12 protein-coding genes are annotated in these 18,642 nt (G+C 71.8%); 6 read left to right on the forward strand and 6 right to left on the reverse strand.

The annotated features are described in order from the left end of the window. The first annotated feature begins 457 nt into the window (after window positions 1–457). The 6 genes from ACWCQ6_RS31025 (at window position 458) to ACWCQ6_RS31050 (ending at window position 9,308) form a co-directional block, all read left to right on the forward strand. A complete protein-coding gene (locus tag ACWCQ6_RS31025; RefSeq protein WP_451094856.1) occupies window positions 458–3,121 on the forward strand; it encodes an SCO5717 family growth-regulating ATPase in 2,664 nt (887 codons plus the stop codon). A 197-nt stretch (window positions 3,122–3,318) separates the two neighbouring features. After that, window positions 3,319–5,190, forward strand: coding sequence for an ABC transporter substrate-binding protein (locus ACWCQ6_RS31030; protein ID WP_451094858.1), 1,872 nt, complete (start codon window positions 3,319–3,321; stop codon window positions 5,188–5,190). A 92-nt stretch (window positions 5,191–5,282) separates the two neighbouring features. After that, on the forward strand, window positions 5,283–6,365 hold the full coding sequence (locus ACWCQ6_RS31035; protein WP_451094860.1) for an ABC transporter permease: 1,083 nt from the start codon (window positions 5,283–5,285) through the stop codon (window positions 6,363–6,365). Continuing rightward, entirely contained in the window at window positions 6,362–7,297 is a 936-nt protein-coding gene (locus ACWCQ6_RS31040) for an ABC transporter permease (RefSeq protein ID WP_451094862.1), read from the forward strand. The genes ACWCQ6_RS31035 and ACWCQ6_RS31040 overlap by 4 nt, the downstream gene beginning before the upstream one ends. Beyond that, window positions 7,294–8,316 carry an ABC transporter ATP-binding protein gene (locus ACWCQ6_RS31045; RefSeq protein WP_451094864.1) on the forward strand — a complete coding sequence of 341 codons (1,023 nt, stop codon included), beginning with the start codon at window positions 7,294–7,296 and terminating at the stop codon, window positions 8,314–8,316. The genes ACWCQ6_RS31040 and ACWCQ6_RS31045 overlap by 4 nt, the downstream gene beginning before the upstream one ends. Further along, complete coding sequence (locus ACWCQ6_RS31050) at window positions 8,313–9,308, forward strand: oligopeptide/dipeptide ABC transporter ATP-binding protein (RefSeq protein ID WP_451094866.1); 996 nt, start codon at window positions 8,313–8,315, stop codon at window positions 9,306–9,308. Before ACWCQ6_RS31045 ends, ACWCQ6_RS31050 begins: the two co-directional genes overlap by 4 nt. Window positions 9,309–9,408: 100 nt before the next feature. Here ACWCQ6_RS31050 and ACWCQ6_RS31055 read toward each other — a convergent pair whose 3' ends face one another. From ACWCQ6_RS31055 to infB, 6 genes are all read right to left on the reverse strand, one after another. After that, complete coding sequence (locus ACWCQ6_RS31055; RefSeq protein ID WP_451094868.1) at window positions 9,409–10,362, reverse strand: bifunctional riboflavin kinase/FAD synthetase; 954 nt, start codon at window positions 10,360–10,362, stop codon at window positions 9,409–9,411. Between the two features lie 36 nt (window positions 10,363–10,398). Beyond that, window positions 10,399–14,049, reverse strand: coding sequence for a trypsin-like peptidase domain-containing protein (locus ACWCQ6_RS31060; RefSeq protein WP_451094870.1), 3,651 nt, complete (start codon window positions 14,047–14,049; stop codon window positions 10,399–10,401). Window positions 14,050–14,255: 206 nt separating this feature from the next. Then, window positions 14,256–15,152, reverse strand: a complete 897-nt coding sequence (gene truB, locus ACWCQ6_RS31065; RefSeq protein WP_451094872.1) for a tRNA pseudouridine(55) synthase TruB — start codon at window positions 15,150–15,152, stop codon at window positions 14,256–14,258. Next, window positions 15,149–15,601, reverse strand: a complete 453-nt coding sequence (gene rbfA, locus ACWCQ6_RS31070) for a 30S ribosome-binding factor RbfA (protein ID WP_451094874.1) — start codon at window positions 15,599–15,601, stop codon at window positions 15,149–15,151. Before rbfA ends, truB begins: the two co-directional genes overlap by 4 nt. A gap of 25 nt (window positions 15,602–15,626) precedes the next feature. Next, on the reverse strand, window positions 15,627–15,923 hold the full coding sequence (locus ACWCQ6_RS31075) for a DUF503 domain-containing protein (RefSeq protein WP_093548378.1): 297 nt from the start codon (window positions 15,921–15,923) through the stop codon (window positions 15,627–15,629). Between the two features lie 168 nt (window positions 15,924–16,091). After that, window positions 16,092–18,642 (reverse strand): translation initiation factor IF-2 (gene infB / locus ACWCQ6_RS31080; protein ID WP_451094876.1); only part of this gene is annotated, 2,551 nt, incomplete at its 5' end.

Genomic DNA, 18,642 nt, shown 5'->3' on the forward strand with positions numbered 1-18,642 from the left:
GCGGATCAGGGTCGGACAGGGCGCGGCGTCCGGTGCGGTGCATCGCAAGGCGCCGGAGCGTCTTGACAGCGGAGCTGTTCGGACGTTTCGGCAACACCGCGAGGCGCCGTGCCAGACGCCGCGACCCCGGCCGTGATCCGCCGGACAGGCCCTGGTGGCTTCTCGTAGGGAACGTTCGGCTTTCCGTAGGCAGATGTACATGTTTGACCGCTTCGCCCTTCACGCTGTGCCGTACTCGGTTCACTTGAGGGCGGCACGTGATGCACGGGACAGCTCTTGCGGTGCCGTACGGCCTGCCGGAGCAAGCCCCATGACGATTAGGGTGGGTCCGGGCGCGGCAGAGAACCTGCGGGCAGGCAATGCGTGTCCCAGGGGGAGAGCCGGGCGGTCAGGCAGACGGAAACGGTCGCCCCCACCCACTACGGCACAAGGGTGCTCGACCACACCAGGAGGCAAAGTGAACGGCGATCGGGACGAGATCCGCGGGGGCTGGAACAAGCCCGTCGACGAGTCGTCCGACGCGGAGCCCGCCGAGATGACGGGTGAGTTCACCATCGACTACACCCCGCCCGCCTGGTACACGCAGAACGCGCCGGGGGACTCGTCGGGCGGTGCCGGAACGCATCTGGCGCCGCCTCCGCCCACCGGAGCGCCACTGTCCGTGCCCGCGCCCGCACCGTCGGCCGGGGGCGGTTTCGACTCCGACTGGACTCCGGCACCGCCCGCGACTCCGGCGCCCCCCGCGCCCGCACCGGCGCCGGCTCCCGCACCCATTCCCGCCCAGTCCGCGGCCGGTGACGCCACGCCTGGGGACGCCGTGCCCGCTCCCGCGGCGAACGCGGCGGATTCCGGCGGCGCTTCGGACCCGTTCGGGAGCGGAGACGTGGAGAGCGGCACGACCATGCGGTTCTCCCCGGCCTCGCTGAAGCGGCAGATCGCGGAGATCGAGGGACGCTCGGCGGACGCGGCCGGGGACGCCCCGGCGACGGATTCGGGCCCGGCTCCCGCACAGGCCGATACCGGGAACGGTACCGGTGGTACGGGCGCGGGCGAGGTGCCTGCTTCCAACTCCTCGCAGGCGGCGGACGCCTCCTCCGGCAGGTCCGACGGCACTGTCACGGACTCCGTTCCCGACGCCGGGGCAGGTGCCCCGGGCGGCGCCGACGGGCCGCGGGACTCGGTCCCCTCCGACGCCGCCCCGGATGCGGCGCCCCGGGACGCGGCACCCGGGCACACACCGCAGAGCACCCCGGCGCCCGCCACACCGAACCCCTGGCCCCAGGTGCCGCCGCTGCCGCCCGCCTTCCAGCCCGCCGCGCCGCAGTCGGCTCCGCAGTGGCCCGCGCCCGGCCCGACCGGTCAGGCGCCCGGCGGTTACGGATTCCCGCAGGCCGGGGCGGCTCAGCCGCAGGCACCTCAGCAGCCCCAGGGCGGCTACGGCTTCCCGCAGCAGCCCGCTCCCCCCGCGCAGCAGACGCCGGCTCAGGGCGGCTACGGCTTCCCGCAGGGGCCTCAGCAGCCGCATGCACCCCAGCCTCCCCAGCAGTCCCAGACGCCTCAGTGGCCCGCGCAGCAGGGCGTCCCGCTGCCGCCGCAGGTCCCCAACGGCCCTCAGGCATCGCAGGCGCCTCAGCCCCCGGCTCAGGCCACGCCCGGTCTGCCCGCCCAGGCCGCCCCGCATCAGCCCGCCCAGCCCCAGCCTCCCCAGCAGCAACAGCAGCCGCAGGGCCAGCCAGGTCAGCCGAGCCAGCCGGCTCAGCCCGTCGACCCCCGCACCGGGGGCGCCTGGCCCACCCCCGTCACCCACGACCAGCGCGAGCGCTCCGTGCCCGGCGCCCCGCTCGGGTACACGGCCGCCGTGGAGCTCTCCTCCGACCGGCTGGTCCGGGGCAAGCAGAAGGCCAAGAGCAGCCGCAACCCCTCCGGCGCGTCCCGCTTCAAGCTGGGCGGCAAGAAGGAGGAGGCCGAGCGGCAGCGCAGGCTCGACCTGATCCGTACGCCCGTGCTGTCCTGCTACCGGATCGCGGTCATCAGTCTCAAGGGCGGCGTCGGCAAGACCACGACGACCACCGCTCTCGGCGCGACCCTGGCCACCGAGCGGCAGGACAAGATCCTCGCCATCGACGCCAACCCGGACGCGGGCACGCTCGGCCGCCGGGTGCGCCGCGAGACCGGCGCCACCATCCGTGACCTGGTCCAGGCGATCCCGTACCTCAACTCGTACATGGACATCCGCCGGTTCACCTCGCAGGCGCCCTCCGGTCTGGAGATCATCGCCAACGACGTGGACCCGGCGGTCTCCACGACGTTCAACGACGAGGACTACCGGCGCGCGATCGACGTGCTGGGCAAGCAGTACCCGATCATCCTCACCGACTCGGGCACCGGCCTGCTCTACAGCGCGATGCGCGGGGTGCTGGACCTCGCCGACCAGCTGATCATCATCTCGACGCCTTCGGTCGACGGCGCTTCCAGCGCCTCCACCACCCTGGACTGGCTCTCGGCGCACGGATACGCGGAGCTCGTGCAGCGCTCCATCACGGTTATCTCGGGGGTCCGCGAGACCGGCAAGATGATCAAGGTCGACGACATCGTGCAGCACTTCGAGACGCGCTGCCGCGGCGTGGTGGTCGTACCGTTCGACGAGCATCTGGCGGCCGGTGCCGAGGTGGACCTCGACATGATGCGCCCCAAGACCCGCGAGGCGTACTTCCATCTCTCCGCGATGGTCGCCGAGGACTTCGCCCGCGCCCAGCAACAGCAGGGACTCTGGACCTCCAACGGCTCCAACCCGCCGCCGCAGTACGCCCCGCCGATGCCCGGCCAGCAGCAGTACGCCCCGCAGCAGCCGCAGCAGGGGTACCCGCAGCAGCAGCCGTACGGCGGCCAGCAGCCCCCGCAGCCGTACCCGCCGCAGCCCGGTCCCGGGGCCGGGCAGAACGCCTGGCAGCAGCCGTTGCCCCCGCAGGCCCCGTCCGCCGCGGCCCCGGCCGGCCCGCAGCCGCCCCACCAGCAGCCCGCCGTGCCTGGTCAGCCCGGACAGCCGGTCCCGCCCGAGCACCAGGGGCCCGTTCCGCCCGCGGGATGGCAGCAGCAGCCACCGTCAGCGCCTCAGCAGTAAGGCGTCAGAGGTCTAAACCAATGAGGGTCCGCACCGTCTCCACGGTGCGGACCCTCCATGCATTCCCGCAGACCACACGCCGTTTCGATGACCGTTGACGCGGCTCGACCCCCGCTGATAAACCTTCGCTTCACCAGCTGGCGAACCACAGATCAACCCGCCTTCTCCGTGCGAGTCATGACGCGAGGTCCCTGACCATGGTCGAAAGAGTTCCACCACGCTCCGCCCAGCCACGCTCCCGTCTGCGTGTCCTCCTGGCCTCCGGTGCCGCCGCGCTGGCGCTGGCCGCCGGGTCCATCGTCCCGGGTGTACCGCTCGGCGCCGCGCCGCAGCAGGCGCAGGCCGCCGACAGCGGAAAGTCGACACTGACCGTCGCCGTCGCGCAGAGCGTCGACTCGCTGAGCCCGTTCCTCGCTCAGCGGCTCATGAGCACCAGCATCAGCCGGCTCATGTACGACTTCCTCACCAACTACGACCCCAAGGACAACCACGCGATCCCCGGCCTCGCCACCAAGTGGGAGCCGTCCGCGGACAAGTTGACCTGGACGTACACCATCCGTTCCGACTCCAAGTGGTCGGACGGGCAGCAGGCCACCGCCGAGGACGCGGCCTGGACGTTCAACAAGATGATGACCGACGAGGGCGCCGCGCAGGCCAACGGCAACTTCGTCGCGAACTTCAAGAAGGTGACGGCTCCCAGCCCCACGCAGCTGGTCATCGAGCTCAAGGAGCCGCAGGCCACCATGGCGGCACTCGATGTGCCGATAGTGCCGAAGCACGTCTGGGAGAAGGTCGGTGACTTCTCCAAGTTCAACAACGACAAGGCGTTCCCGGTCGTCGGCAACGGGCCGTTCATCCTGACCGACTACAAGGTCGACCAGTATGTGAAGCTCAAGGCCAACAAGGACTTCTGGCGCGGCAAGCCCAAGTTCGACGAGCTGGTCTTCAAGACGTACAAGGACCAGGACGCCGCGGTCGCCGCACTGCGCAAGGGCGAGGTCTCCTTCGTCGCCGGCTCTCCGGCGCTGACGCCTGCTCAGGCCGCCTCCCTCAAGGGCGAGAAGAACGTCAAGGTCAACGAGGGTCCGGGCCGCCGCTTCTTCGCGCTGGCCACCAACCCGGGCGCGCAGACCAAGGACGGCAAGAAGTTCGGCAACGGCAACAAGGCCCTTCTCGACCAGAAGGTGCGCCAGGCCCTCTTCCTGTCCATCGACCGCAAGACCATCATCGACAAGGTCTTCCAGGGCCACGCCGTCGAGGGCCAGGGCTACATCCCGCCGCGCTTCTCCGCGTACCACTGGCAGCCGACCGCCGAGCAGAGCCTGGCGTACGACCCGGCCAAGGCCGCCAAGCTGCTCGACGAGGCGGGCTACAAGCTCAAGGGCGACCAGCGGGTCGGCAAGGACGGCAAGCCGCTCGACCTGCGCATCCTTTGCCACGCCACGGACCCGAACGACACGGCGATCGGCAAGTACCTCAAGGAGTGGTGGGGCAAGCTCGGCATCGGCCTGAAGGTCGACTGCCTCAACAACGTCTCGGTGCCCTGGTACGCGGGTGAGTACGACCTCGCCTTCGACGGCTGGTCCGTCAACCCGGACCCCGACTTCGTCCTCGGCATCCACACCTGCGCCGCGCTGCCGGTCAAGGCGAAGGACAGCGCCGCCACCGACAACTTCATCTGCGACAAGAAGTACGACGAGCTCTACAAGAAGCAACTCGCCGAGTACGACCCGGCCAAGCGTGCCGGGATCGTCAACCAGATGCAGTCGTGGCTCTACGACTCCGGGTACATGAGTGTCATCGCGTACCCGAACGCGGTCGAGGCGTACCGCACCGACCAGATCAAGTCGATCACGACCATGCCCGAGGCGGCCGGCAACATCTACGGCCAGGACGGCTACTGGAGCTGGTGGTCCGCGACTCCTGCGTCCGGCGGCAGTTCGGACGGCTCCGGCGGGTCGGGCTCGACCGGCGTCGTCATCGGCATCATCGTGGTGGTCGTGGTGCTCGCCGGTGGCGGGCTGTTCATCGCGATGCGCCGCCGCAACACGGCGGACGACCGCGAGTAACCACTCGGACGGGTCGAGAGAGAGACCGGCCGGTGAACGTGCAGCTCACCGGCCGGCCACTCCACGTGCAGCACGAGTAACGAGAGTTTCCCATGACAGCTGACAGCACTCCGGCGCTCGTGCAGGTCGCGGACGCGGACACCGACGGCCCGGCTCGGTCCGGCCCCTCGGCCGCCCGCGGTCCACGGGCGCGCAACACCAAGGCATACCTCCAATACGTGGCGGCCAAGATCGCGGGGGCAGCGGTCTCGCTCTTCGCCGTTCTGGTCACCAGCTTCTTTCTCTTCCGGCTCATTCCCAGCGACCCGGTCAAGCAGATGACGGGCGGCAGGCCCGTGTCCGCCGAACAACTCCAGTCGCTCCGGCACCAGTTCGGCCTCGACCAGCCGATGTGGCAGCAGTTCACGTCGTATGTGGGAGACGCCCTCACGGGCGACTTCGGCACCTCCTTCCAGTTCCACGCGCCGGTCATCGACAAGATCACCGAGGCACTGCCGGCGACCCTGCTGCTCACCGGCACGTCGTACGTCCTCTACACCGCGCTCGGCATCTGGCTCGGCACCCGTACCGCCTGGCGCAACGGCTCCATGAGCGACCGCTTCAACACCGCGTTCGCGCTCACGCTCTACTCGGTTCCGGCGTTCTGGCTGGGCCTGCTCCTGATCATCGTCTTCGCGGTGGGCATCGGTCCGATCCCCGGGATGTTCCCGACGGGCGGTCTGGAGTCGGGCAACGAGACCGGGTTCGCCTACGTCCTCGACGTGGCGCACCATCTGGTCCTGCCGGTGATCACACTGGTCGCGGTCGGGTACGCGCAGACGCTCCTGGTGATGCGTTCGTCGCTGCTCGACGAGATGGGCAGCGACTATCTGACGACGGCCCGCGCGAAGGGGCTGCGGGACGACGTCGTACGCCGCAAGCACGCCGTGCCGAACGCGATGCTGCCGACCTTCACGCTGATGTTCGTGAACCTCGGGCATGTGGTCGCCGGACAGATCCTGGTCGAGACGGTGTTCTCCTGGCCGGGCCTCGGCGGTCTCTTCTACCAGGCGCTCAGCGTGCCCGATCTCCCGCTCGTGCAGGGGCTGTTCTTCGTCTTCGCCACCGCGGTGATCCTGGCGAACACCCTTGCCGATGTGCTCTATCCGCTGCTCGATCCCCGGGTGGGCCGATGACGACCGAATCCATGCCCACGCCCACGAAGGCGGAGGCCGCGCAGAATCCGCGCGCCCTGGCCCGCGCGCGCAAGCGCCAGTCCATCGCCCGCTTCTGGCGGGAGTACCGCGGCCACCGGGGCGGGCTGTGGGGTCTGGCGGCGCTCGTCCTGATCGCACTGGTCGCCCTGTTCGCGCCGCAGCTCGTCGGCGCCGACTCGCAGAGCGTCACCGGCGCTCCCGGTGGCGCCCTGGAGTCGCCCAGCGGTGAATTCCCGCTCGGCACCGATCAGTTCGGCCGCAGTGTGCTGGCGCTGCTGGTGTGGGGCACCCGGGTGTCGCTGACGGTCGGCCTGCTTGCGGCGTTCCTCTGCGTCGCCATCGGCACGGTCGTCGGCATCGTCGCCGGCCACTTCCACGGCTGGTACTCGACGGTCCTGATGCGGATCACCGACTGGTTCCTGGTGATGCCGACCCTGGTCCTCGCGATCGCGCTCGCCACCGTCATGGAGCGCTCGATGTGGACGGTCATCATCGCCATCGGCGTCACCACCTGGCCGACCACGGCCCGGCTGGTCCGCGCCCAGACCCTCGCCGTGGAGTCCCGCCCGTACATCGAGCGCGCCCGCGCGCTGGGCGGCGGCCACGGCCACATCATGGTGCGGCACGTGCTGCCGAACGTGATGCCGCTGGTGCTCGCGCAGACCACGCTGGTGATCTCCAGCGCGATCCTCACCGAGGCCACCCTGGCCTTCCTCGGTCTCAGCGATCCGACCACCACCTCCTGGGGCGGCATGCTCCAGGACGCCCGCGAGGCGGGTGCGGTCAGCGCGGGCGACTGGTGGTACCTGGCACCGCCCGGCATCGCCATCGCCCTGGTGGCCCTGGCGTTCACGCTGTGCGGCCGCGCCATCGAGTCCGTCCTCAATCCCAAGCTGGGGGTGGCCCGTTGAGCACGACGAGCATCCAGAAGACGCCGCTTCTCGACGTACGGGACCTCACGGTGACGTACGCCGGCGGAGCACAGGCGGTCCGTGGGGTGAACCTCTCGGTCGATGCGGGGCAGAAGCTCGGCATCGCCGGTGAGTCGGGCTGCGGGAAGTCGACGCTGGCGCTCGCGCTGCTGCGGCTGCTGCCCGCCGGCACGAAGGTCTCCGGCAAGATCCTGCTGAACGGCGAGGACGTCCTCACCATGAAGTGGGGCCAGGTCCGGGCAGTGCGCTGGGCGGGCGCGTCGATCGTCTTCCAGGGCGCGATGCACTCGCTGAACGCGGTGCACCGCATCGGGGAGCAGATTGCCGAACCGATCCTGCTGCACAGGAAGGCGACACAGGCCGGGGCGGCCAAGAAGGCCGGCGAGCTGCTGGAGCAGGTGGGACTGCCCGCCGCCCGCGCCTCCGCCTATCCGCACGAGCTCTCCGGCGGGCAACGGCAGCGCGTGATGATCGCGATGGCGCTCGCCTGCGACCCGGGGCTGATCATCGCGGACGAGCCGACCACGGCTCTCGATGTGATGATCCAGGCCCAGATCCTGCGGCTGATCGAGCAATTGGTGTCCGAGCAGGACCTCGGCCTGATCATGATCAGCCATGACCTCGCGGTGCTCTCGGACACCTGCGACCGGCTCGCGGTGATGTACGCGGGCCGGGTCGTCGAGGAGGGCCCGGCGTCCGAGGTCTACGAGAACGCGCACCACCCGTACGGCAAGGCCCTGTCCGGCGCTTTCCCGCGCATCGGTGACCCGGCCTCCCGGTTCGCGCCCCGCGGGCTGCCCGGCGATCCGCCGGACCCGTCGGCGCTGCCCGGCGGCTGCACCTTCCACCCGCGCTGCCCGGTGGCCCTGGAGTCCTGCACGACCGAGGACCAGGAGCTGCGGGTCGCCGGGCCGGAGCGGCGGGCCGCCTGTGTGCTGGTGGAGCCGGGAGCGGTCGCGGCCCGGCCGGCAGCCGAGGAAGCAAGGAGCACACCATGAGCACCACCACCCCCCTGCTCAGCGCCGAGGGGCTGAAGATCACCTTCCCCGGCCGGCGCGGGGCCGCCCCGGCGCGTGCCGTTGACAGTGTCGACCTGGACATCCGGCCCGGCGAGATCGTCGCGCTGGTCGGCGAGTCCGGCTGCGGCAAGACGACACTGGCGCGCTCGCTGCTGGGCCTGGTCCCGCCGACGTCCGGGCAGGTCACCTTCGGCGGCAAGCCGCTCGACTACGCGAGCCGGGCGCTGAAGACGTACCGCAAGCGGGTCCAGCTGGTGCTCCAGGACCCCAGCGGCTCGCTCAACCCGAGGCACACGGTGTACGACGCCGTCGCCGAGGGGCTGCGGATCCATGGGTACGCCGGGGACGAGCGGGAGGCGGTGGCCGGGGCGCTGTCCCGGGCCGGGCTGCGGCCCCCGGAGCGGTTCTTCCTGCGGTATCCGCACGAGCTGTCCGGTGGTCAGCGTCAGCGGGTCGTGATCGCGGGCGCGCTGGTCCTGGAGCCCGAGCTGATCGTGGCCGACGAGCCGGTGGCCTCGCTGGACGCCTCGGTACGCGGCGAGATCCTGGCCCTGCTGCTGCGGCTGCGGGACGAGCTGGGCCTGTCCGCGCTGGTGGTCACGCACGACCTCGGGCTGGCGTGGAACATCGCGGACCGGGTCGCGGTGATGTACCTCGGCCGGATCGTGGAGACGGGCAAGGTGGAGGAGATCCTGACGGCTCCTCAGCACCCGTACACCCAGGCACTGTTGTCGGTACTGCCGGAGTCCGGGGCCGAGCCGGTGATCCTGACCGGCGAGCCGCCGGACCCGTCCAGGGTCCCGTCCGGCTGCCGGTTCCACGCCCGCTGCCAGGTGCTGGCCTCGGGCGAGGCGGAACGGGCGGGCGTCGCGGAGGCCTGCCGTACGAAGGATCTGCCGGTGCTCGCGGGCGGCGGGCAGACCCAGGTGGCGTGCCACTGGGCGGTCACGGCCGCGAAGGCGCGGGCGTAGGCCGGTGCGACGAACCGGGGCCGGAACCGTCGAAACGGTTCCGGCCCCGGTCACGTGCGCGAGGCGGGGTTCAGCCCCGCTCGTTCGTACGCGTGGAGGTTCAGCCGCGCTCGTACACGGAGATCAGCTCGCGGCACCGCTTCACATCGGCGGCCATCGCCACGAGCAGGTCGTCGATCGACTCGAACTTCAGCATCCCGCGCACGTACGCGAGGAAGTCCACCGCGACATGGAGCCCGTACAGGTCGAGGTCGACGCGGTCGATCGCGTACGCCTCCACCGTCCGCTCCGTGCCGTCGAACTGCGGGTTCGTGCCGACCGAGATCGCGGCGGGCATCGCCTCGCCGTTCACGTTCAGCCAGCCCGCGTAGACGCCGTCGGCGGGGATCGCGGTGTGCGGCAGGGTCTCCACGTTGGCCGTGGGGAAGCCGAGCTCACGGCCGCGCTGCGCGCCGCGGACCACGATGCCCTCGACCCGGTGCGGACGGCCCAGGATCTCGGCGGCACCTTCGACATCGCCGTCGGCGACCAGCCGCCGGGTGAGGGTGGAGGAAAACGGCTCGCCGCCGCCCGCCTCACCGCTCACGTACAGGTCGATGACCTCGACCCGGTAGTCGTAGGTCTCACCGAATTCGGTGAGCATCTGCACGTTCCCGGCGGCCTTGTGGCCGAAGCGGAAGTTCGGTCCCTCGATGACCAGCTGCGCGTGCAGCTTGTCGACGAGCACCTTCACGATGAAGTCGGCCGGCGCCAGCTTCGAGAACTCGCTGGTGAACGGCAGGATGAGCAACGCGTCCACCCCCAGCTCCGCCATCAGCTCGGCGCGCCGGTGGTGCGGGGCGAGCAGCGGCGGGTGGCTGCCGGGCCGTACGACCTCGCTGGGGTGCGGGTCGAAGGTCACCACGACCGACGGCACGCCCAGCTCGCGGGCGCGCTCAACGGCGCGCCCGATGATCAGCTGGTGTCCGCGGTGCACCCCGTCGTAGGAGCCGATGGTGACGACGCTGCGTCCCCAGTCCTGGGGGATGTCCTCCAAGCCACGCCAGCGCTGCACTCTGACCGCTCCTCGCCCGAACCTGTTGTTTGTCTCTTACGCAGGTCTAAGACTGCCATGCTCGCGCTGCGCGGCCTGCATCGGCATCGCCTTCGCACTGCCCAGCGCCTCCACCGTCCGCCGTGCGCTCGGGCCGACCAGCGCCGCCCATTCCTGCGGGGCGTCGGCCAGCCACCCGGTGATCAGGGCTGCGAATCCGGGCACGTCACGGGCGAGCTCGACCAGCCGGCGGTCGAAGCGGACCGCGCCCTCGGGAGTCCGGACCAGCAGTGTCCCGGTGCGGTGGACCAGGGCGCGGGTGCGGGCGGGGGCACGGGTGCCGGAGCCGGTCGCGGCGGCTCGCAGCAGCGCGTCGAGCACGGCCGGATCGCGGTGGGCGTCCTGCTCGAAATCCAGCAGGACCTCCAGCAGCTGCTCCCTCAGCGGCCCGGAGGCGGGGCTCCCGGGTGCGGCGAGCACCGCGGCGAGCGCTCCGCGTACCGGCGGCGGGACGGGGCGGTCCCGCAGCAGCCCGGTCACCAGGGGCAGCAGCAGGGCGCGGGCGGCGGGGCCGTGCTCCAGTCTCCGGTCGATGTACGAGGCCGGGTGCACGGTGTCCTCGGGGTGGCTGTCGATGTAGGCGCGCACCAGCCCGGCGGTGTGCAGGGCGAGCGCGGGGGCGTCGATCCCGGCCAGTGAGCACAGCGCCTCGCCCGCCCCGTCGTCCGGCCGGGTGAGACGCTCCCGGAACGCGGCGAGCACCGGCTCCGGGTGGGAGGGCAGCGCGACGGCGAGCGCGTCCACGGGCGGCCCGGACTCCCCCGCGGCGAAGGCCCGGAGCGCCCGCGGGAGGTAGCGGTCCCGGGTCCGCGGGTCCTGTACGAGGAGGGCGAGCGCGGCCCCGTGCAGGGCGGCGTCGGCCGGGCGGGCCAGCAGGGCCAGTGCGGATCCGCGCAGCAGCTCGCGGTCGGCGTCGTGGATGGCGTGTGCCGAGGTGATCAGCGCGTACGAGGCGGCGGCGGTGCGGCGGGCGCGCCGGTCCTCGTCGTGGGCCCAGCGGTGGACGGCCCGGCACAGCGCGGAGGGCTCGTCCTCGGCGAGCGCGGCGAGCAGTTCCTCGGCTCTGGGGTGGGGGGTCGAGACGAGCGCGTCGGTCAGCTCGTCGACGGCCAGGTCCCGGCGGGCGTAGAGGAGCGCCTGGGCTGCGGCCGCCACGGTCGGCCGCAGCGCGTCGCCGTCCCCGGCGGGGAGCGGGCGCTCGTCGGTGAACCAGCCGCAGAGCAGGGGCTGCACGGTCCGGGGCCGGTCGGCGAGACGGCGTGCCACGGCGTCCAGGAACCGCTCGCCGTCGTCGGGACACGTGCCTGCGGAGCGGTCGGCCTCGGCGCGGGGTTCGCCGGGGGGCGGGCCGTCGGCGGGGACAAGGCGCCGGAACAGATCGATCCGGTCCTCCTCGGACAGCCTGAGCCGCCGCCAGAACCACGGCCCGAACGCGGCGTACGTCCCCGGGCCCCCCGGCGCGCCCGTGGCCGCCAGGTGCACGACCCGGCCGGCCAGGAGCCGCAGCACGCCGAGGTGGGGCCGGGCGTCGGGCACCCGGAGCAGGGTCTGCGAGAGCAGCCGCACCGCCCACCAGCGGGCGTCGTGGCGCGGTCCTGAATCGGCCTCCGTCCCCGCCTCCACGGACAGCCGGTCCAGCGCGTCGATGAGATCGGCCAGCTGGTGGGAGAGCGCGGCGGGACCGTGCCGTCGGCCCAGGAGCAGCAGGGCCTGGATCACCGGGCCGATGCGGTGGCGCGGTACGGGCAGCGTGCGCGTCCCGGTCGTCGCAGTCGGCCTCCTCGGCTGCGGAATCCGGCCTGCGGCGGCCGCCGCTCCCGGCGCTCTTCCCGGCCCCTCCTGGGCGTGCCGGCGGTGGACCAGCGCGTGCAGCGCCGCGTCCACGTCGAGGTGGGCGCCCTGCACCCAGTCACCCAGTTCCTCGTGCGCGAAGCGGTAGCCGGTGCCCGCCGGGACGAGCAGGCCCTCGGTGAGGACGGCCGACGCCCAGCCCGTGCGCCAGGGGAAGACCTCCTCGAACGCGGCCCGGTCCAGCTCCCCCTGCCCGGGGCCCAGGCAGCGCCGTGCCGCCTCGTGGACCTGCCCCGCCACCCGGGCGGCCAGCCTGCGAACCGCGCCGCCCCCGGGTGCCGGGCCGGACGCGGCGGCAATGCGGACCGCGATGCGCAGGCACATCAGGTCCAGGTGGGCACCGAAGACCTCCTCGGTTCCGGGCTGCCCGGCAATGTCCCCCGGCAGCGCGGCACACACCTGAGCGAACAGGCGCAGGGTGAGCGGGTGCCGGTCGTGCCCGGGGGCGAGCGCGTCGGGCGGGATGGCGTACCGCTCCTTGGCCTGTCCGGCCTGACCCGCGGTGAAGTCGCCCAGGCGGACCGCGGGAGGCAGCCGTCCGGCCGGTCTGCCGGGGCGGTGCAGCGCGCCGGGCGGGCAGAGCGCACCGGCCGTCTCCCAGTGCTCGGGGCCGCAGGCGATCACCATCCGTGCCCCGTTGCCCCGCAGCCATTCGACGGTGGCGGTGGTCCACCGGGCCGGCTCGTGGGCCAGCGCGGGGGGCATCTCCTCGGGGCCGTCCAGCAGGACGAGCAGGGGGCTCCCGGACTCCTCGGCCAGCCGGGCCACTCGCTCGGGGGTGGCGCTCGCCATGTCGCCCCGGGCGCCGGCGGCGGTGACGATCCGGCCGGCCCGGCGCAGTGTGCGGGCGACGGCGTCGGCGACCGAGGTGTCGTCGGCCAGCAGATCGGCGCCGCGCAGCCAGAGGGTGGGTGCGGGCACCGGGCCGCGCGCCCGGCGTGCGGTGAGCGCGGCCAGTTCGGTGGTGCGGCCGGTGCCCGGCGCTCCGACGAGACCGAGGACGACGGCGGGGCCGCCCGGTGCCGAACCCGTGCGGACCGGGCCCGCGAAGGCGGTGAACTCCGCGATGACATCCGGGCGTTCGACCGGATCGGGGCAGGCGGCCGGCCCGTCCGCCGAGCCGATCGAGGTCGCGGTGAGGTGCAGGGCGCCCGCGAGGTTGAGATCGCGTCCGTACCCGGGAACGCTCGTGGCGTTGCGCCGCAGCAGGGCGCCGAGGGGGCCCTCGGTGCCCGCCGCCCGGAGCGGCACGGCAAACCCCGCACCCGCGTGCCCGGCGAGCAGCGCACTGCCCAGCACGGCGATGACCGCGCCGCTCTCCGGGTCGAGGACGGGCCCGCCCACGGCCGCGCCACCGAGCCGCAGGGCGTCGCTGCCGTCCGTGCCGAGCGCCAGCTCCAGCGCCTCGCCGATCCGGTGGGAGCGGCCGTTCGCGGTGTAGGTCACGGGGGCGGTGCCGAGCACCCGGGCCTCGCGCCAGCCGTGCGCGGCGATCGTCACATACGTACCGGCGTCGATCCGGTCGCGCCGGGCGATCGGGACCGGCTCCACACCCAGCTCGCCCGGCCCCGCGGTGTGCAGCAGGGCGAGATCCAGCTCGGGCAGCGCGGTGATGTCGTCGGCCCCCACGGCGCGGTTGCGGCCGTCCGTTCCGTGCAGGACCAGCCGGGTGGGGCCGTTCACGGCTTCATGGCTGGTCAGTACCGTGCCCCGGTCGTCCGCGACGAATCCGGTACCCCGCGGCCGGCCGGCCGGATCGCAGATACGTACCAGCGCTGCCCGGTCCCCGCTTCCCATGATCCGAACGTTAGGTCCGATGATCAGCGCGTGTACCACTTGGAGTAAAAGCGCCCCCGAGTGCCCCCTGATTCACTCCGAGCGCCTGCCCATTGGGGTGAATTATCGACGTCCGGTGGACAGAACATGTGGGGGACCGTGGAGCGGGCGCCGGGATCTGCCCCGCCCGCTCCACGATGAGAATCCCGGAGGACCTTCTCCGCCCGTCAGGCGAATACGGCGAGGCTCTTGGCCTTGCCCTTCTGCTCCTCGACAAGGACCAGGAAGCGCCCGTCGGGCCCGAAGACGCCGACCGGTCCCGGCGGGAAGGCCGGCATGTCCAGCCGTACGCCGTTCAGCAGCAGCCTGGCGCGCTTCTCGTCCACGTCCCAGCGGGGGAACGCCGCGGCGGCGGCCTCGGCCACCGGCATCACGGTCAGCTCCTGCTGGTGCTGGTCGAGCGTCCGCGCCGTGTCGAGGCCGTAGGGCCCGACCCTGGTGCGCCGCAACGCGGTCAGATGGCCGCCGACACCGAGCCCGGCACCGAGGTCCCGGGCGATCGCGCGGATATAGGTGCCCGAGGAGCAGACCACCGAGACGACCAGGTCGATGACCGGCGTGCCGTCCTCGGCGACCTCCGGGCGGACGTCGTAGACGTTGAAGGACGAGACCGTCACCGGCCGGGCCGGGATCTCGAACTCCTCACCGCCGCGCACCCGCGCGTAGGACCGCTTGCCGTCGATCTTGATGGCGCTGACCTTGGACGGCACCTGCATGATCGGTCCGGTCAGGGCCGCGACCCCGGCGTCGATGCCGTCACGGGTCACACCGGAGGCGTCGGTGGACGAGGTGATCTCGCCCTCCGCGTCGTCCGTGATGGTGTTCTGGCCGAGCCGGATCGTGCCGAGGTACTCCTTCTCGGTCAGTGCGAGATGGCCCAGCAGCTTGGTGGCCTTCTCGACACCGAGCACGAGAACGCCCGTCGCCATCGGGTCCAGCGTGCCGGCGTGGCCGACCCGGCGGGTCCGGGCGATGCCGCGCATCTTGGCGACGACGTCGTGCGAAGTGAAGCCGGACGGCTTGTCGACGATGACAAGGCCGTCCGGCGTTTTCTGCGATGTCATTCGGAGGCGGCGTCCTCGTCGTTGTCGTCGCCCGCCTTGCGGTACGGGTCTGCACCACCGGCGTACGTGGCGCCCGAGGACGCCTCGCGCACCCGTGCGTCCGAGGCGCGTGCCCGGTCGAGGAGGTCCTCGATCGCCTTGGCGTTGCCCGGCAGGGCGTCCGCCACGAAGGCCAGCGTGGGGGTGAACTTCGTCCCCGCCGCCGCTCCGACCGCCGAGCGCAGAATGCCCTTGGCGCTCTCCAGACCGGCCGCGGCGCTGGCCCGCTCCTCGTCATCGCCGTAGACCGTGTAGAAGACCGTGGCCTCCCGCAGGTCACCGGTGACCCGGGTGTCCGTGATCGTCACGTGCGTACCCAGACGCGGGTCCTTGATACCGCGCTGCAGTTTCTCGGCGACCACCTCCTGGATGAGGTCCGCCAGCTTTTTCGCCCGCGCGTTGTCGGCCACTGGTCCGTCTCCTTCTTCGCCTTGCTCAATCGTCTTCGTCGCTGTGTACCCGCCGTCGTACGGACAGCAGTTCCACTTCCGGGCGTGCGGCCACCAGCCGCTCGCACCGGTCCAGAACATCTGTGAGGTGTCCGGTTTCCCCGGAGACCACGGCAAGGCCGATCTCGGCCCTGCGATGGAGATCCTGACCGCCCACCTCCGCCGCGCTCACCGCGAATTTGCGCTGGAGCTCGGCGACGATCGGGCGGACGACGGAGCGCTTCTCCTTCAACGACCGTACGTCGCCGAGAAGCAGATCGAAGGACAGTGTCCCCACATACATGTATGTCCGGATGTCCCGCCGGTTCGGGTTCGCGCCCTGCCAGTGCTTGGCAGGGACACCAGAACCGTACACGGAACGGCCGGGGCCGATCGACGGAAAATACGACCCGTCGACCGGCCCCGACTGTTGAAGAGAGGTCCGGGGGTCTCCCCCCGGAATTCCCGTGGATCAGCCTCGCGGCTTCTCGCGCATCTCGTACGTCGCGATGACGTCGTCGATCTTGATGTCGTTGAAGTTTCCGAGGTTGATACCGCCCTCGAAGCCTTCGCGGATCTCGGTGACGTCGTCCTTGAAGCGGCGCAGACCGGAGATGTTGAGGTTCTCCGCGATGACCTTGCCATCGCGCAGCAGGCGCGCCTTGGTGTTGCGCTTGACCTCGCCGGAGCGGACCAGCACACCGGCGATGTTGCCCAGCTTGGACGAGCGGAAGATCTCGCGGATCTCCGCCGTACCGAGCTCGACCTCTTCGTACTCCGGCTTGAGCATGCCCTTGAGGGCCGCCTCGATCTCCTCGATGGCCTGGTAGATCACCGAGTAGTAGCGGACGTCGACGCCCTCGCGCTCCGCCATCTGCTGGGCACGCCCGGCGGCGCGGACGTTGAAGCCGATGACGATGGCGTCGGAGCCGGTCGCCAGGTCGATGTCCGACTCGGTGACCGCACCCACACCGCGGTGCAGGACCCGGATGTCGACCTCGTCGCCGACGTCGAGCTGGAGCAGCGAGGACTCGAGAGCCTCCACCGAACCGGACGCGTCGCCCTTGATGATGAGGTTGAGCTCCTGGACAAGACCGGCCTTGAGCGCCTCGTCCAGGTTCTCCAGGGAGAACCGGACACCCTTGCGGGCGAAGTTGGCGTTGCGCTCACGGGCGGCACGCTTCTCGGCGATCTGACGGGCCGTACGGTCCTCGTCGACCACCAGGAAGTTGTCGCCGGCACCCGGGACGTTGGTGAGACCGAGCACGAGGACGGGGGTCGAGGGACCCGCTTCCTCGACGTTGTTGCCGTTGTCGTCGAGCATCGCCCGGACACGGCCGTACGCGTCGCCGACCACCATCGTGTCGCCGATGCGCAGCGTGCCGCGCTGGACCAGGACGGTCGAAACGGCACCGCGGCCGCGGTCGAGGTGGGACTCGATCGCAATACCCTGCGCGTCCTGCTCCGGGTTGGCCCGCAGGTCGAGCGAGGCGTCCGCGGTCAGGACCACGGCCTCCAGCAGCTGGTCGATGTGCAGACCCTGCTTGGCGGAGATGTCGACGAACATCGTGTCGCCGCCGTACTCCTCGGCCACCAGACCGAACTCGGTGAGCTGGCCGCGCACCTTGGTCGGGTCGGCGCCCTCGACGTCGATCTTGTTGACCGCGACCACGATCGGCACGTCGGCCGCCTTGGCGTGGTTCAGCGCCTCGATCGTCTGGGGCATCACACCGTCGTTCGCCGCCACCACGAGGATCGCGATGTCGGTGGACTTCGCACCACGGGCACGCATGGCGGTGAACGCCTCGTGACCCGGGGTGTCGATGAAGGTGATCTTCCGGTCCTCGCCGTTGACCTCGGAGGAGACCTGGTACGCACCGATGTGCTGCGTGATGCCGCCGGCCTCGCCCGCGACGACGTTCGTCTTGCGGATCGCGTCCAGCAGTCGGGTCTTTCCGTGGTCGACGTGACCCATGACGGTCACGACCGGCGGACGCGGGATGAGCGCCTCTTCGCCGCCCTCGTCCTCGCCGAACTCGATGTCGAAGGACTCGAGCAGCTCGCGGTCCTCCTCCTCGGGGCTGACGATCTCGAGGACGTAGTTCATCTCGTCCGCGAGCAGCTTGAGGGTGTCGTCGGAGACGGACTGCGTCGCCGTGACCATCTCGCCGAGGTTCATCATCACGGCGACGAGCGACGCCGGGTTGGCGTTGATCTTCTCCGCGAAGTCGGTGAGGGAGGCACCGCGCGACAGACGGACGGACTGTCCGTTGCCGCGAGGCAGCATGACGCCGCCCACCGACGGGGCCTGCATGGCCTCGTACTCCTGGCGCCTCTGCCGCTTCGACTTGCGACCACGACGCGCGGGACCGCCGGGACGGCCGAACGCACCCTGCGTGCCACCACGGCCACCGGGGCCGCCGGGACGTCCGCCGAAGCCGGGACGACCGCCGAAGCCGCCGCCACCACCGGGACGACCGGCACCGCCACCGCCGCCACCGGGACGACCGGCGAAACCGCCGCCACCGCCACCGGGACCGGCCGGACGGCCCGCGAAGCCGCCGCCACCGGGACGACCGGCGCCGCCGGGACGACCGCCACCGCCGGGACCACGGCCACCGCCGGGGCCACCGCCGGGACGCGGGCCGGCAGCGGGACGCTGCGGCATCATGCCCGGGTTCGGACGGTTACCACCGGGGGCACCGCCCGGACGGGGAGCCTGCGGACGAGGCATGCCGCCCGGGGTCGGACGGGCGCCGCCCTGACCCTGGGGCCGCGGAGCACCACCGGGGCCGCCCTGCGGACGCGGGGCGCCCGGACGGTCCTGGCCGCCACCGGGACGCGGGGCGCCGCCGGGACGGGGCGCCTGCGGACGGGCCATGCCCGTCGAGCCACCGGAGGTGAAGGGGTTGTTGCCCGGACGGGGACCGGCCGGACGGGCGCCGGGGCGCGGAGCGCCCTGGCCCGCGGGACGGGCGGGGCGGTCGGGTTCGACCTCTACGACGATCTCCGGGCTGAACCCG

The sequence above is a fragment of the Streptomyces sp. NPDC001880 genome, from assembly GCF_053594575.1.

Coding starts and splice junctions, on each gene's coding strand:
- ACWCQ6_RS31040 (WP_451094862.1), top strand. CDS start 6,362: ATGACGACCGAATCCATGCCCACGCCCACGAAGGCGGAGGCCGCGCAG.
- ACWCQ6_RS31030 (WP_451094858.1), top strand. CDS start 3,319: ATGGTCGAAAGAGTTCCACCACGCTCCGCCCAGCCACGCTCCCGTCTG.
- truB (WP_451094872.1), bottom strand. CDS start 15,152: ATGACATCGCAGAAAACGCCGGACGGCCTTGTCATCGTCGACAAGCCG.
- ACWCQ6_RS31075 (WP_093548378.1), bottom strand. CDS start 15,923: ATGTATGTGGGGACACTGTCCTTCGATCTGCTTCTCGGCGACGTACGG.
- ACWCQ6_RS31050 (WP_451094866.1), top strand. CDS start 8,313: ATGAGCACCACCACCCCCCTGCTCAGCGCCGAGGGGCTGAAGATCACC.
- ACWCQ6_RS31035 (WP_451094860.1), top strand. CDS start 5,283: ATGACAGCTGACAGCACTCCGGCGCTCGTGCAGGTCGCGGACGCGGAC.
- ACWCQ6_RS31060 (WP_451094870.1), bottom strand. CDS start 14,049: ATGGGAAGCGGGGACCGGGCAGCGCTGGTACGTATCTGCGATCCGGCC.